The 15,512-nt window shown below is 38.0% G+C and carries 9 protein-coding genes; 4 read left to right on the top strand and 5 right to left on the bottom strand.

Translation table 11 applies throughout. The annotated features are described in order from the left end of the window. Window positions 1–69 precede the first annotated feature (69 nt). A complete protein-coding gene (locus CA2015_RS19255; RefSeq protein WP_048643369.1) occupies window positions 70–1,818 on the top strand; it encodes an amidohydrolase in 1,749 nt (582 codons plus the stop codon). Window positions 1,819–1,846: 28 nt separating this feature from the next. Here CA2015_RS19255 and CA2015_RS19250 read toward each other — a convergent pair whose 3' ends face one another. Together CA2015_RS19250 and CA2015_RS19245 are read right to left on the bottom strand one after the other, a co-directional pair. Next, the gene (locus CA2015_RS19250; protein ID WP_048643368.1) at window positions 1,847–2,245 is read right to left on the bottom strand and encodes a DUF779 domain-containing protein; all 399 of its coding nucleotides are present in this window, start codon (window positions 2,243–2,245) and stop codon (window positions 1,847–1,849) included. 64 nt (window positions 2,246–2,309) lie between these two features. Next, a complete protein-coding gene (locus CA2015_RS19245; protein WP_048643367.1) occupies window positions 2,310–3,836 on the bottom strand; it encodes an aldehyde dehydrogenase family protein in 1,527 nt (508 codons plus the stop codon). Window positions 3,837–4,017: 181 nt separating this feature from the next. Between CA2015_RS19245 and CA2015_RS19240 the strand changes: the two genes are divergently transcribed. The 3 genes from CA2015_RS19240 (at window position 4,018) to CA2015_RS19230 (ending at window position 9,522) form a co-directional block, all read left to right on the top strand. Then, window positions 4,018–4,950 (top strand): AraC family transcriptional regulator, encoded by a 933-nt coding sequence (locus tag CA2015_RS19240; RefSeq protein ID WP_048643366.1) that lies wholly within the window; start codon window positions 4,018–4,020, stop codon window positions 4,948–4,950. A 397-nt stretch (window positions 4,951–5,347) separates the two neighbouring features. Then, complete coding sequence (locus tag CA2015_RS19235) at window positions 5,348–7,060, top strand: hypothetical protein (protein ID WP_048643365.1); 1,713 nt, start codon at window positions 5,348–5,350, stop codon at window positions 7,058–7,060. A 152-nt stretch (window positions 7,061–7,212) separates the two neighbouring features. After that, complete coding sequence (locus CA2015_RS19230; protein ID WP_048644638.1) at window positions 7,213–9,522, top strand: hypothetical protein; 2,310 nt, start codon at window positions 7,213–7,215, stop codon at window positions 9,520–9,522. A gap of 337 nt (window positions 9,523–9,859) precedes the next feature. Here the strand turns inward: CA2015_RS19230 and CA2015_RS19225 are convergent, their stop codons facing one another. The 3 genes from CA2015_RS19225 to CA2015_RS19215 all read right to left on the bottom strand — a co-directional run bounded on the left by CA2015_RS19225 (window position 9,860) and on the right by CA2015_RS19215 (window position 15,512). Continuing rightward, window positions 9,860–12,070, bottom strand: coding sequence for a carbohydrate binding family 9 domain-containing protein (locus CA2015_RS19225; protein WP_048643364.1), 2,211 nt, complete (start codon window positions 12,068–12,070; stop codon window positions 9,860–9,862). Window positions 12,071–12,173: 103 nt separating this feature from the next. Then, window positions 12,174–13,406: an alkaline phosphatase family protein gene (locus tag CA2015_RS19220; protein WP_048643363.1), complete on the bottom strand. Its 1,233-nt coding sequence runs from the start codon at window positions 13,404–13,406 to the stop codon at window positions 12,174–12,176. Between the two features lie 309 nt (window positions 13,407–13,715). Beyond that, window positions 13,716–15,512 carry a RagB/SusD family nutrient uptake outer membrane protein gene (locus tag CA2015_RS19215; RefSeq protein WP_048643362.1) on the bottom strand — a complete coding sequence of 599 codons (1,797 nt, stop codon included), beginning with the start codon at window positions 15,510–15,512 and terminating at the stop codon, window positions 13,716–13,718.

Genomic DNA, 15,512 nt, shown 5'->3' with positions numbered 1-15,512 from the left:
TGGGTGGAAGCCTAAAACCTATGTGTTTTCGTATGCAGACAATTGATAGCTTAAAGGAAAGGTAATACCATGAAAAATTTTAGTAGCCAACATTGGCTAAGTTCACTAACCTATTACTGTTCATTGATTTTTGTAGGGGTAATTACATTTGCTTGTTCTACACCAGGAGTTGTGCAGAAAGCTTCAATCGTTCTAAAAGGTGGGGCTATTTATACAATAAGTCCGGATCAGCCACAAGTTGAAGCAGTTGCCTTAAGGGATTCGATCATCATTTTTGCAGGATTGGAGAAAGATCTGGAAGATTATATTGGTGCTGAAACAAAAGTCTTTGATTTAAATGGCAAAATACTTACTCCTGGCTGGATAGAAGGTCATGGCCATTTTATGGGATTGGGTTATAGCGAATTGAATCTTGACCTGTCAAACACGAAAAGTTTCGATGAAATTATAAAAAAGGTAAAAGCTTCAACCAACAAAACATCAGCTGGAAACTGGATCATAGGCCGTGGTTGGCACCAGAGTAAATGGACAAGTCAACCCCAAGAGATCATAAATGGGTTTCCTATTCATCAGGCTTTGAGTACCATATCACCAGATCATCCTGTGGTACTTTTTCATGCAAGTGGACATGCCTTATTTGCCAATGCAAAAGCCATGGAAATAGCAGGTATTGGCCCATTAAATCAAGAGCTTAGTGGGAAAAGAGAAATCACCGGTGGAGAAGTAATCCGAGATAGGAATGGAAATCCTACGGGCATTTTTAATGAGAATGCCATGGATTTGATCTCTAAACACATTCCTGAAAGCAGTGAAGAAAATGATCTTCTTGCCTTTAACCTGGCCCAGGAAGCCTGTCTTAGAAATGGCATTACCAGTTTCCATGACGCTGGAGTAGGCAGAGAAACTTTAGCCTTCTACCAAAAGATGGAAGCTTCTGGAAAACTTAAAATTCGAATGTATGCCATGCTTAATGGGAATGACAATGCCTTGTTGAAGGAGTGGTATGAAAAAGGCCCGAAAACAGATCCCTGGCTCAGCATTCGATCCATAAAATTATCTGCAGATGGGGCTTTGGGATCACGTGGCGCATGGTTATTGGAGGAATATTCTGATCGACACGGGCACTATGGTCATGAGACCATACCAATGGAGATGGTTTTCAAAACAGCTATAAATAGTATCAAATGTGGATTTCAGTTAGCAACCCATGCCATAGGAGATCGGGCCAATCGGGAAGTATTGGATCAATATGAGAAAGCACTTTCTGAGGAGAATGCCTTAAATGCTGATCATAGATTTAGAATAGAACACGCACAGCATCTTCATCCTGATGATATACCAAGATTTGCCTCATTAGGAGTGATCCCTTCAATGCAGGCCATCCACTTGTCCTCTGACAGGCCATGGGCAATAGACAGGTTAGGTGCCGATCGAATAAAGGATGGGGCTTATATGTGGCAGGCCCTTTTGGCTTCTGGTATTCCGGTAATTAATGGAACGGATGTACCAGTAGAACCTCTTTCGCCAATGGCCAATTTTTATGCAAGTGTAAGCCGGAAAACATTAGAGGGAACTCCTGAGGATGGTTATGAAGGAAATCAGAAAATGACCAGAGCGCAGGCCCTTAAGTCTTATACCCTATCGCCTGCATTTGGAGCCTTTGAAGAAAATACAAAAGGATCTATCACAGTAGGAAAACTAGCTGACCTTTTAGTATTGGATCAGGATATAATGAAAATCGCTGAAAATGAAATTTTAAACACACAGGTAAGCATGACAATATTGAATGGTGAAATAGTCTATCAAAAGGAAGATTAAATATATAATTGTTTAGTGCCTTTATACCCTACTGATCCAAGTATTCTTCGCCAGTAATTACCGGGCTTAACCTATCCAATTCTTCAGTTGTAAATAATCTGGACCGAATCATAAACCTAATTCCCAAAGGAATTTCAATTGAAAAACTACTACCTCTTCCGGGAACCACATCCAAAGTCAATTGGGTATGCTTCCAATAGTCAAACTGATCTTCATTCATAAAAAAATCACAACCATATACCTCTCCCATCCACACATCGCTGCCTCCCACAATAAAGTCGCCTTTTTCGAAGCACATTGGGGAAGATCCATCACAACATCCCCCACTCTGGTGAAACATCAAATCATTGTCATGAGATTTTTTTAATTTATCAATAATTGCTTTGGCTTCTTCTGTAACAATCACCCTGGGGACATATTCTTGCATGGCTATTTCGGTTTTATATAAGAAAAAAAATGCCGGAGTCACAAGACATCCGGCACTTTGTCAATTAAAAGAAACCCAATTTATTTTTATCATACGAGATTAACATGTTTTTTGTTTGCCTGTAGTGGTCTAACATCATCAAGTGATTTTCCCTACCAAATCCAGATTTTTTGTAACCTCCAAAAGGTGCGTGCGCTGGGTAGGCATGGTAACAATTGACCCAAACCCTACCTGCTTTAATAGCCCTTGGAACTTGATACAGCTCATGGGCATCTCTAGACCATAGGCCAGCGCCCAAACCATACATGGTATCATTGGCTATTTCTATTGCTTCTTCGGTTGTTTTAAAGGTGGTAACAGAAGTCACTGGCCCAAAAATCTCTTCCTGAAAAACCCTCATTTTATTGTGTCCTTTAAAAATGGTAGGCTGTACATAATAGCCTGTTTCAAGTCCACTGTTCAGGCCAGCCTTGTCACCACCGCATAGAATTTGAGCACCCTCTTTCTTACCAATATCCATGTAGGACATGATTTTTTCTAACTGATCATTGGAAGACTGTGCCCCCATCATCGTGTCTTCGGCCAAAGGATGTCCCATTTTAATTGCTTTGGTTCTTTCGATCACTTTTTCCATAAACACATCATAGATGTCTTCATGAACTAAAATCCTTGATGGACAAGTACATACTTCTCCTTGATTAAAAGCGAAAAGCACAGCACCTTCTACTGCTTTATCAAAATAATCGTCATCGGCATCTGCCACAGACTTCATAAATATATTTGGAGATTTACCACCTAATTCCATGGTGACCGGTACCAAATTTTCTGATGCATATTGCATAATAAGTCTACCTGTAGTCGTTTCTCCAGTAAAAGAAACTTTAGCTACTTTTTTTGAACTAGCAAGAGGTTTTCCTGCCTCAGGCCCAAAACCAGTAACAACATTAAGTACACCAGGAGGTAAAATGTCTCCGATCAACTCCATTAGCACCATTATACTAGTAGGTGTTTGTTCAGCCGGTTTCACCACTGTGCAACAGCCTGCTGCCAGCGCTGGAGCCATTTTCCAAGTGGCCATTAATAAAGGGAAATTCCAAGGAATAATTTGCGCCACTACTCCCAGAGGTTCGTGTAATGCGATACTTACGGTGTTTTCATCATGTTCGGAGATTGTACTTTCATCGGCTCTGATCACCCCTGCAAAATACCTGAAATGATCAATAACCAAAGGCAAATCTGCCGCTCTGGTCTCTCTCAATGCTTTGCCATTGTCTACCGTTTCTATCCTAGCTAGCATTTCGAGGTTTTCCTCTATTACATCTGCTATTTTATTAAGCAGTCTGCTCCTTTCAGCAGGAGATGTTTTAGACCAGGTTTTAAAGGCCTCGTGGGCTGCATCCAAAGCCAAATCAACATCTTCTTTGTTCCCTCTTGCGGCTTTGGTAAATGGTTTGCCATCAATTGGGGATATATTGTCAAAATATTCACCTGAAGATGGTGCCACCCATTTTCCTCCTATAAAATGGTCGTACTTTTCTTTTACTTTTGGTCGCTCTACTGGCGTACTTTGGGATAATGTTTGTGTTGACATTTTTTTATTATTTTGAGTTTTATCAAATTTATAAGTAAATTAATTTTCAAAATCGACCTGAAGGACCATCTTATCCACCTGATTTATCATTTAGGAAAATTTATAATTTGAACCCAAGTCTTTTGAAAATTAAAAAAGGCATAATTTATGTTGCCCAAATAACCTATCGTTTGAAAAGAATATGCCAAGAAAACCCTTTATAGCTGGAGTTCCCTGGAGAGAGGAAAGGGATTTAAAAACATTGGTAGAAAACCGTACCACCTATTCTCTAAATAATTGTGAGCTCAATATTTTTGAAACACATCAGCAAGCATCAAGTGTAAATTTGAGCTTTGGTGATTTAGTTTTAACCACGATGATAAAGGGCAAAAAAGTAATGCACCTTTTTGATAAACCTGGATTTGAGTACTTACCAGGAGAGTCGGTTATCGTTCCACCTAATGAATTGATGAAGATTGATTTCCCCGAAGCCAAATGGGACAATCCTACCCAATGCATTGCCCTCTCTATTTCACAGGAGATGATAGAAAACACTTTTAATCTTTTGAATGAAAAATTACCAGACAAAGTGTGGCAAAAACAATGGGGACTGGATTTGAATTATTTTCACCTTATAAATAATCAAGACTTATCAGAAATAATCAATCGATTTATAAGAATAGGTGTGAAGGAAAGGTCTAAAGAAAAAGACCTGATAGCTTCTTTGGCTTTAAAGGAATTGCTAATTCGATTGTCCCAGACACAGGCAAGAGACATTCTCGAAAAGACCTACAAATCATTGGCAAGTAGCAATAGAATTGCTCATGTGGTCAATTATATCAAACAAAACCTGCAGCAAGATTTAACATTGGAAGTTTTAAGTGCCAAAGCCTGTATGAGTAAAACACACTTTTCAAGAACATTCAAAGAAGAGTTAGGTATCAGTCCAATGGAGTATATTTTAGAACAAAGGTTGAATAATGCGGCCCAATTATTACAGCAATCAGCCTATCAGGTACAAGAGGTTTGTGCATTGGCTGGCTTCAATAATGTTACCTATTTTATAAGGGCTTTCAAAAATAAATTTGGGGAAACGCCGAAGATTTACCAAATGAAAAATTTTAAGTTGAATTGAAAATACCTTCCTTTTAAAAATTAGCTCGGATTCTATCTCTTTCCTTATAATTTTTAGTCTCTAAACATAACACTTTTAAAGACTGTAAATAGAATTTTATCAGCGCAGAATTATTATTATATTATTTAACAATAGAGAATCTATTACGTGCTGAAATCGCTTTAAAATCAACCATTTCGTTGCTGTTTTAATTTCACCATTGCGGCGCTATGCTAAAATCCCCAAACGACCTGATTTTCTTACAATTGCAACATTCATCACGAATCTAATTACATAATCCGGGTTAAATCCATTTTACACCTCATTATTCAATCCTTTTTTTTAGTTTGACAAAATTAATTAAAATACTAGGTTAAAAACTTTTATCTACATAAATTTGTTTTTTAAATTATGTTTTATGCATTATAAATATGCAAGTTTTGATTTTATGAAGAACGCAATCTTTATTATCCTAATTACTTTTTTAGGGTTTAAAACCTACAGTCAGGAATTACCAGACAATAGCAAAGTAACTTGGGGGACCACAAAGAAGAACAGCCTTAAGAAAAATACCCTCCAAAAGGTTATTCTAAAAAATGGCAATGGATATTTGATTTCTCAAAATTACTATAGTAGCCAAATTGTAGGGTCCCCTGCTTTTCCTACTTTACAAAGCTATGATGAAAACTTTAATCTGGTAAAGTCAAAACATTTAAAAAAACTAGATTTGCCGAAATTCTCAATGTTCGAAGAACTGTTACCCATTAAGGACAAATTGTATTTATTTTATTCCAGAAATGAAGACAGAGATGCTGCAAAGAATATTTATATTTTAGAGTTGAACAAGAAAACCCTTGAACCTATAGGGGAACCAAAATGTATTGCGAAGGGTAATTCTGCCAACAAAGCGCCTACTATTAATCCCCGTAAAAACTTCAACAATAGAGTTAATTTTCATTTTTCTCCTGATTCGACCAAATTATTGGCCGTTGAATTGATTTATAATAAATCTAAAAACCAAAGCGAGTTTATCATTAAAACCTTTGATCAGGAGCTCAATTTACAATGGAGCAAATCCTATATTGATACAGATTTCGAAGACGGTTTTTCTTCAATGAAACCAATTATAGACAACCAGGGCAAAGTACATTTTATTGTAGAAACGATTGAACGTAAAAAAACTGCTATAATTTTTGGAACAAAGTTATACAAATATACGCTTATCAGCATTGATGGAACCAATCGAGAAGCTATTAAAACCATTATTTCTATACCAGAAAATTACTTAAATGAATTGGCTTTAAAACTGACCAATAATGGCGACCTATTTATAGCAGGATTTTACTCCGATAATAAAGGGTTTTATAATTCTATAGGAAGTTATAGCCGACTTCTATCCTCATTAGACCATTCAAACATTTTTGAAAGTATCGATCAATTTGAAGCTGATTTTCTACCCGAAAAAGAAGTTGAAAAAGCCAAAAAACGCAACAAAGGAAAACCAAGAGATACCAATTATTCTGTCAGGGATATTTTCCTAAAAAGTAATGGTAGCATAGTGGTTATAGGTGAAAACCGTAATCGGACAATTTCTTCCTTTTCTCCACCTCCCATTTATAGGGGGCCAAGTAGCACACCAGGCATGACAAGTACCCCTAACTATAATTCGTACTCCAATTCACCGGTTGAAAGGTTTTATTATAAAAATATTGTATTGATTGAGTTTTCGCCCACTGGAACCAAAAATTGGATAAGCAAGGTTAAAAAAAACCAATATAGCATTGAAGATGGTGGATTTTTCTCCTCTTTTCATGCCACACTTATTGATGATGACATTTATTTGATGTTTAATGATCGTGAAGAAAACATCAGAGTCAAGGAATTGGTCATCCCAAAAACATTCAATCCCCGAACTAGAAAAAAAGATTTTGTGCTTTCTTTGGTAAAAGTTAATAATAATGGAGATCAAGATAGGTACGAACTATCTAACTTTAAGAAAACAAAATTGATTTCCAGAGCAAAAGCCTTTAGCAAGACGGGAGACCATGAAATACTTCTTTTTGAAGAGTATAAGAAAAAATACAGGTTGGGAAAACTCAGCCTTGAAAAAAGTTTTTCTAGTAACCAATAATATCATTTTTAAGGTAACGTAATTAAATTAAACCATTGCAAAAGGATTTATTAGCCTTTGCAATGGTTTTTTTTTTACAAAAAAAAACCTACATATGGTACATTCTTCTAGCCAAGGGGTATTTAACTAACAATCACAAATATTATCTACCAATGAAGAAGACTTTTAAAGCTGCGCTTATCCTAGTTGCGGCACTATTAAATTGTAATTACCTCTTTGCCCAAGAAAATGCTGACCATTTTTGGAAGCCTGTAGAGGATGCCCCTTTCTTACAAGAACGGCGAGAGGTGATACCGACAGATACTCCTATAAGTCAGGTGGCTATATTAAATGAATCTGTTTATATCGTTAAAGATGGTAAATTAGTGCTTCTACAAGGAGACAAGCTGATTCCTGTGAAAGCAGCTCCCGACCAAATCAATAAAATTGAAGTATTAAAAGGTGGCCTATGGGTAAGCAGTAAATCAGGCCTTTATCTATTTGATGACAAAAAATGGGCTAAAATAAGTGCTGAAAAGTTTGTAGACTTTTGTATGCACCTGAATCAGGTCCATGTAGCTACTACGGAATCCATTTTTAAATATGAAGGTGGTAAATTAACCAATATAATGCCTGAGGGAGGATTTCTTTCAAGTGATGTAACCATGTTTATGGAAGATGGTAGTCAGCTTCTCGCCGACCCTGTTACTTTAGGTCCTATTACAGCCATTGAAAGTTATAGCCAGACTCTTCATATTCTGCGCCCAGGAGAATTGGTGCAATTGGCAGGAAAAGTGGTCAACGAACACCTTATTGATTGGGGAAATTTGCCATCAAAAAACACCAAAGACTTACTTAGTATTGGAAGCAAACTTTATATCAGTACCGATCGGGGATTAGGCTTGCTTAGAGGAACTTCTCTTACACAAATAAAAGGAGCTGATGGTTTGCCAGTAGAAAATACTGCTCAAATGGTCAAAGGTTTTGACAGGGACATGTGGATAGGAACTCCTCGTGGTCTTATCAGGATGACCGCTGAAGAATTTCACTATTTTGGCTCAGACCTTTGGTTACCCGACAATAAAGTCAATGGAATTGCAAGCACCAAGAATAAAGTAGTAGCTGCGACAGATGGAGGACTAGGCATTATACATTATGAACCGTATACTTTACAGAAAAAAGCTGCGCATTACGAGCAATGGATGGAAGCTTACGGACATAAAAGAATGGGCTTTGTTCATCTATTGACCAAAAGAAAAGGAGAATGGGAAAGAGAGATAAGTGACAATGATGGTGCCCATACGGCTACCTACCTGGCAGCTATGAGTTACAAATACGCAGTTACCGGTGAAGAAGCTGACAGAAAAGAAGCATTAGATGCTTTCCAGGCCATGCTATTTCTTGAAAGGGTTACCCCGATAGAAGGGCTTATCTCAAGAGCTGTCTTTTCCAGAGAAGGTGACTCTGGGGGTTTAGATAATAGAGGCTCTGGTGGTTTACCAGCCAAATGGTACGCCACTTCGGATAGCCTATGGTACTGGAAAGGAGATGCTTCAAGTGATGAGGTAATTGCGCATTATTACTCTGTAGCCATTTTTCACGATTTGGTAGCCAAAGGAAAAGAGAAGGAATTGGCCAAGGAACATATGACAAGAATGACTTCTTATATTATGGACAATGGCTGGGAATTAATAGATGCTGATGGTGAACCTACAAGGTGGGGTCGATGGAACCCAGAATATTTGCTAAGGCCTTACGGTTATGAAGACCGTGGAATTAATGGTTTAGAAGTCTTGGCTTTCACCTATGCTACCTATGCATTAACCGGGGATGAAAAATACAAAAAGGGCTATGAGCAATTGGTGAAGTGGGGTTATCCAGAAAATACAATTAAACAAAAGAAAACCTTTCCTCCTTCTCAAATTGCTCCATGGGACGATAACCTTGCCTTGGAATCTTACATGATCTTGCTTCCCTATGAAAAAGATCCAGACTTGCGTTCCACTTACCTGAGGAGTTTAGAGAGAACCTATGAAATCAAGCGCATGGAAAAAATCCCTTGGTTTAACTTTACCTATGCAGCCCTTACAGGCAATGATGCTGATCTCGAAGCTGCAACACAACATCTCAGAGAATGGCCATTGGATTGCAGGGATTATAATTACAGCAACTCTCATAGAGATGACCTCTTTGTAGAAAAAGGGTATATCTCCTATGAAGGTGGCCTTAAAGCCATGTCTCCAAGGGAAACCGCTTTATTGCGTGAATCCAGAAGAGCAATTGTTCTGGACGGTGGCAGAAATGGAAACAGGATCATGGAGCCTACCGGTTATCTAAGAGATTACTGGAAAGGAAGGTATTATGGCTTTATTAAAGCGCCAACTGTTACAGATCAGAAACTATTGGAAGTAGAGAAAATCAGTCAATCCAACCCTGGTGCAAAGCCTTATAATGGTACCAAAAGACCTGATTTCTTGAAATAATTGATCAAGATTAAAAAGTAAATAAAAAAGGTGACTTCTTAAGCAGTCACCTTTTTTTATAGTCTTAAAACTTAAATTTGGAAATATCCATTCTTATTAATAAAGGAATATCTTCTAAGCAGATTAAACCCGAAATATGCAATAGACATTCTATTACGTGCTGAAATCGCTTTAAAATCAGCCACTTCGTTGCTGATTTCAATTTCACCATAGCGGAGCAATGCTAAAATCTCCAAACAGTCCGATTTTCTTGCGATTGCAACACTTCCCGTAAACACGGGACAGGCTTCACCCCTGACTATTGTCAGGACGGAGAAATCCTATTACATAATCCGGGTTAAAGATTTAACCAATAATTTAATTTCATCACAAAAGCCCGCTGCTTGGAGGCAAAGGAATCTGGGAAGTAGTTGTCCGTATACACCATAAACAAATCAGAAACAGGTGCATACCGCCATTGTAAACGGGTATTGATATTGATATTGTCAATCTGATTATTGTATTGGATAAAGGTGGTCCAGAATAAACTTCTTGTAAAGGTAAGGTCGAATCGTGGTCCAATCAGAAATAAATCTGCATCCTTCTGAGGTTCAGGAAGCCTTAGCCTGCTATAACTGATATTCATGGAGATATTGGCAGAATATCCGACTCTCCATTGGGCAGTTCCAAGAAAATTAGACATTCGACCATTATAATATTGCCCAGTCTGTCCAACTCCTTTTAAGGAAAATGCTTTCCTGGGATCGGTTCTCATATCTATACCAAAATAATTGTACCTGTAAGAAGTGCCCTGGGCCAAGGGTTCACCACCAGTTCGGGTAGGATCAAAAGGGAAGAATAAATAAGTATATTGGTTGTTTGCGCTAAGCGTAATCTCTGCATAGGAATGCAAGCGAATCAAGTAATTTAAGGTATGCAACTCGTCAGTTATTCCCAAAGAAGGCGTCCATAAAGTTTCAGATTCAAAACCCGGACCATGTCTATTGATGAGTTTTGAGTCTGGGAAAAAAGTATAGCTCATAATTGGAGCTATTCTTTGGTACCCCACTCTGGGCGTATAACCTACCAGGGGATTGTAATTCTCTCCCACATTGGAATAAGACAAACCTGCCATTAGGTTAACATCGGTAAAAGTAAGTTGCGCATGCCCCGTCCCAGTATTGCTTTGCTTACCCTCTTCAAAGGTTTTATGGTAAAAAAACTTGCCCGTCCATCGATTGTCTTTAGAAAACAAATTATAATCAATACCAACCAGGCGATTATGCTTTCCATTGACCAGGTTTAAGCCACCTTGTTCCATGTCCATGGTCTCTCTATTGATGACCATCACCCCAACATTGGAACGGTTGAATACTTTTCTTTGCAAAGCAGCTACAGTAAAGTTTTTACCGGAGATTCCTCTGAGGGGATCGTTGGCAGTTTGCATGTTCATGGCACCTATTCTCCAATCTTCATTTAACTTGCCACTTAACCTCGCACCATATAGGATCTGATTTTGCACATTTTGCCCCGTATTTTCATCCCTGTCCACTCCTATTCTTCTGGAGAAAAAAGGTCTTATTCTGTCTGTCCCGAAATCAGCAAAAAGATCTACATTCTCTAAAAAGAACTGTCTCCTTTCAGGAAAGAATATTTCAAACCGGTCTAAATTGGTCACTTGCTCATCCACCTCAACTTGAGAAAAATCAGGATTAACGGTAAGATCAAGATTCATGGCAGGCCCTATTCCAATTTTGGCATCTCCTCCAAAAGATGGTTTTAAAGGTTCTTCTATGCCATTGATATTGTTTTTTGAAGTGGCCACCGCTGCGTAGGGTATTATTGAATAGTTTCCTCCAGCTTTGGGCAATGGCTCCGAAAAATGAAGGTTTCGGGAAAAGGCAGTATGGGTTACATTGAAATTCTTAGGAATAGGGGTCCAGGTTGTTTTTTCAGAATATTTACTGTCTATCCTATAAAAGTTAATGTTCCAGTTTTCGGCTCCGTCTTTGTACCTCAGTGTGGATAAAGGTATCCCTATCTCTACTATCCAATGGTCGTCATGAATCGTCGCTTCGGAGTACCATTTGTTGTCCCAAGCCAGATTGAAATCTGTTGATAGCAAGCCTCCATTGCCTACCATGGCTTCCCTCTGCACCCCATAAGGGTTTACTCCGAATATATAACCATTGGTTTTGTCATTAAAGGTATCAATTACAATGCTGATACCATCATTCTGATTTCCTCTATAATCTCTTCTTAGGGAAGTACTCACATACTTTTTACGAGCTTCAGGATTCAGTAGGATAGCCGCAATGTATATGAATTTATCATCAAAGGACACTTTAACCTTTGTTTCAGCAATTGCCTTTGCTGTGTCAGTAGGAAAGGTTTGGATAAAATTACTTTCCCAACCTATGTCCTGCCATATCTCTTCATTAAGTATCCCGTCAATAAGCACAGGTTTTACTGCTTTTTTAGCAAAAATACCGGGATGCTCGGGTTCTTGACTAAAAACAATAAGTATGGAATTTAAGGTAAGTAAAAAGGTTAGAATAAATCTTTGCATGAAATTAAGGCGTTCGAAGCCTAAGTTAAGTCTTCGAACGCCAAATTATTTATTCTTTTTACACAAATGGTATACTAAAAAGTGAAATTATTTATTGTAACACCTATTCTTCATTTGTTACCCAAACATTAAGGTATCCATTTGGTAACTCAACTACCACTTTAAGTTGATCATAATTGAATTTTAAATCAAATATATCGGAACCTTCTTCAAGTGAAATCGCCCCTATTTGCCTGTAAATATCCGTCTCTCCATATTTGTACTGATTGGTTGGGCTTACCCAAACCAAGGCTTTGCCTTTAATGCCATAATCTTTCCATGAAAGGCTAAGACTTTCCCCTTTTAAAGATCCAGACAAATGGCTTGCGTAGGCCTCTCCTAATAAAGACACACCATCTAATTCCATGGCTTGATTTTTAGGAACGGCAATATCCATATAGTCAACTATGGTAGGAAAAATGTCAACCACACCAGGAGTGTTTTTAGAAATACCATTGAATTTTTTATTGGAAACAATCCAGGTAGCACGTTCTTCATCGGATTGTCCGCCATGTCCTCGACCACCAACTTTTCTACCATGATCTGTAGTAATGATGATCATCCATTCTTCATTGTGTGCTTTTTCTCTCTTCTGAATGGCTTCCCAGATCAACCCTACTTGCCTGTCAGCCTCCTGAATACCAGCATTCATTTGAGGGCTCTCCCCAAATCTATGCCCCATATCATCAGTATATTGCAAATACACCCAGGTCATATCAGGACCTTTAGTAAGGACATCGTTGGCTGCATAAGTTGATACGGCCTGATCAATTTTCTTAATATAATCACTCTTATTATCATGAGGATAAGAAAGGGTGTCTGTTTCAAGCCCATCAAAGTGATAATCCAATTGCAAATGTCCTGTCTCCTTCAAATTCTCTCCTACTAATTTGGTACGGTTGTCCAACCAGGTAGAATAAACTGCTATGGTTTTATTAGGATAATTTTCTTTAAATTTTCGGAAAATTGTAGGGTAATTATAATTGGGTTCGCGTATGCTATTTCCCTTAACATTGTGTTTGTTTACCCAAACTCCTGTCAAAAGGCTATTGTATCCTACAGCCGAAATGGTAGGTGTTTCAGAATATCCACCCTTTTTTCCTCCTACATAAGCGTGGGTATATTGACCAAGTGAAGCTATTTCATCAAGGTTTGGTGTTGGGTTACGCTCTAAAAGTTCCCTCTGAATACCATCTAAAATAATAAAAAGGGTCTTTTTTTCCTGGGCATTGGCAGCCAATGTCAGCATAGTGCTAAACATAAAAATAATGGCCACCCTCATCGTATTTTTCTTCATTTATTTAGGGTTTAAATTTCATCTATAGATTAAACCCGAAATATGCAATAGACAATCTATTACGTGCTTAAATCGCTTCAAAATCAGCCACTTCGTTGCTGTTTTCAATTTTACCATAGCGGTGCTATGCTAAAATATCCAAACAGCCTGATTTTCTTGCGATTGCAACACTTCCCGTAAACACGGGAAAGGCTTCACCCCTGACATTGTCAGGGCGGAGAAATCCTATTACATAATTTGGGTTAAACAAAAGTAAGCTGTTGGAATTTAATAATTCCAACAGCTTACCTCATACTCTTTTTTTATAAATTATTCCCAACCAAAAATCTGTTCAAGATTAGGGTTGAGTGCCACCTGTTGTACAGGGATAGGTCTGTAATAATATTTTGGTTCGATAAAGTTCCTTGGGCTAACTTCAGTCACCATGGTTCCACCATTTTCACCATTCTCAAGATAAACAGTCACATTATCATCTATTGTTCCTGTCTTGTAATAGATGAGTAATTTTCCTAACTCATTTACTTCCTTGTCTTTATCCTCTGGGATATCTGTGCTTTTGTCAACCAAAAAGATATCAGGAATGCCATCACCCGTCAAATCAAATTTTCCAAGACCTGAGAAATACATACCTTCAGGAATGTTTTCCAGCAATTTACCTGCACCATAGCGCATCAGGTCATCAAATCTATAACCCTCTACTGCAAATTCTACTCTTCTTTCTCTTCTAATCTCCAACAGCACTCCAGCCATAGGTCCTGACACCTTAGGGTATTTTGACATCATAACTGGATCCGGCTGAGTATTGGCTTCATTAAGCATTAAAGCAGGCATTCCCACTCTATTTCTAAGCAAATTCACGGATGCATCAAGGTCTGCTTGGGTCAATGTTCCCAATTCTGCCATTGCTTCTGCATAAGTCAACAATACTTCAGCATACCTGTAAACCGGGAAGTCCAAGCTTCCAAGCTCTATGTTATCAGTAGTATTACTGTATCCTTTGTGCTGATAATACCCACTGAAATTCCTATTTAATATAGGGATATAAGGGCTGCTTTCGGGTACTCTAACCCAGCCTGGATAGACCAAAGTTTGGTATAATCTAGGATCTCTATCTTTGAATTCTTCCACATAGGAGAATTTGTCATAATCTGGTTTATCAGTAAACTTGGATCCATCTGCCATCAAGTAGCTCTGTACCAAATCCCTAGCAGGTGATTGTTCATAAGTACCGAAAACTCCAGTATTTACATTACTACTCCTGTCCTTATTAATATCATAGGCATTGAATAAGATTACTTCACTATTTCCAGTAAGGTCTTGGCTATTAAACAAGGTTTTATAATCATTGTCAGGATTCCCTGTATTGTAAATGGAAAATTTCCCTGAATCCATAATGGTTTTTGCAATCTCACTCGCTTTTTGCAAAAAAGTATCGGCAGTATTTTGTAGTCCTAACTCATCGTGGTATTTCCTGAAAGTCCCTTCATATAGTGCAAATCTGGCATAAAAAACCTTTACTGCCCAATTCCCAGGAGTTCCTGTCGCTACATCCGCATTTACATGTTCATTTGCAAATGCCAGGTCTTCCATAATTCCATCAACAACGGTCTCCCTAGAATCTCTACCCTTGTACAATTCCTCATCAGTAGGAGAAAGTAATTGCTCATACCATGGAACATCTGAATAACGTTTCACCATGCTTGAGTAAAAGATAGCCCTATAATAGCGTGCTATTCCCTCATAATGTTGGATTACTTCTAAGCTTGCGTTCGCTTTTCTGCTGTTTTCAAGGAAGTAATTGATATTTCGCAATCTTCCCCAATTCCATCCCACAATTACATTTTGTGAACTTGGTGAACCAGTTAATATGCTTTTAATTTCTACAGCTCCGGTTGTTGCCAAGTTATCACTACTTTGATCACTTTGGTACTCGAAGGTACCTGGCAAAGACAATAGTCCATTAACATAAAGTTGTAAATCCTGTTCTGTCTTAAAGAACTCCTCAGGTGCTATTGAAGTCTGGGGATACCTGTCCATGAATTCTTCATTACAAGAGGTAATCCAGAATATATTCAGTATGAATAAATAATATATGTATTTTTTCAT

Source organism: Cyclobacterium amurskyense (assembly GCF_001050135.1).
GTDB classification, from domain to species: Bacteria; Bacteroidota; Bacteroidia; order Cytophagales; family Cyclobacteriaceae; genus Cyclobacterium; species Cyclobacterium amurskyense.
This window is presented reverse-complemented; position numbering and strand designations above follow the sequence as displayed.

Coding starts and splice junctions, on each gene's coding strand:
- CA2015_RS19255 (WP_048643369.1), top strand. CDS start 70: ATGAAAAATTTTAGTAGCCAACATTGGCTAAGTTCACTAACCTATTAC.
- CA2015_RS19250 (WP_048643368.1), bottom strand. CDS start 2,245: ATGCAAGAATATGTCCCCAGGGTGATTGTTACAGAAGAAGCCAAAGCA.
- CA2015_RS19245 (WP_048643367.1), bottom strand. CDS start 3,836: ATGTCAACACAAACATTATCCCAAAGTACGCCAGTAGAGCGACCAAAA.
- CA2015_RS19240 (WP_048643366.1), top strand. CDS start 4,018: ATGCCAAGAAAACCCTTTATAGCTGGAGTTCCCTGGAGAGAGGAAAGG.
- CA2015_RS19235 (WP_048643365.1), top strand. CDS start 5,348: ATGCATTATAAATATGCAAGTTTTGATTTTATGAAGAACGCAATCTTT.
- CA2015_RS19230 (WP_048644638.1), top strand. CDS start 7,213: ATGAAGAAGACTTTTAAAGCTGCGCTTATCCTAGTTGCGGCACTATTA.
- CA2015_RS19225 (WP_048643364.1), bottom strand. CDS start 12,070: ATGCAAAGATTTATTCTAACCTTTTTACTTACCTTAAATTCCATACTT.
- CA2015_RS19220 (WP_048643363.1), bottom strand. CDS start 13,406: ATGAAGAAAAATACGATGAGGGTGGCCATTATTTTTATGTTTAGCACT.
- CA2015_RS19215 (WP_048643362.1), bottom strand. CDS start 15,512: ATGAAAAAATACATATATTATTTATTCATACTGAATATATTCTGGATT.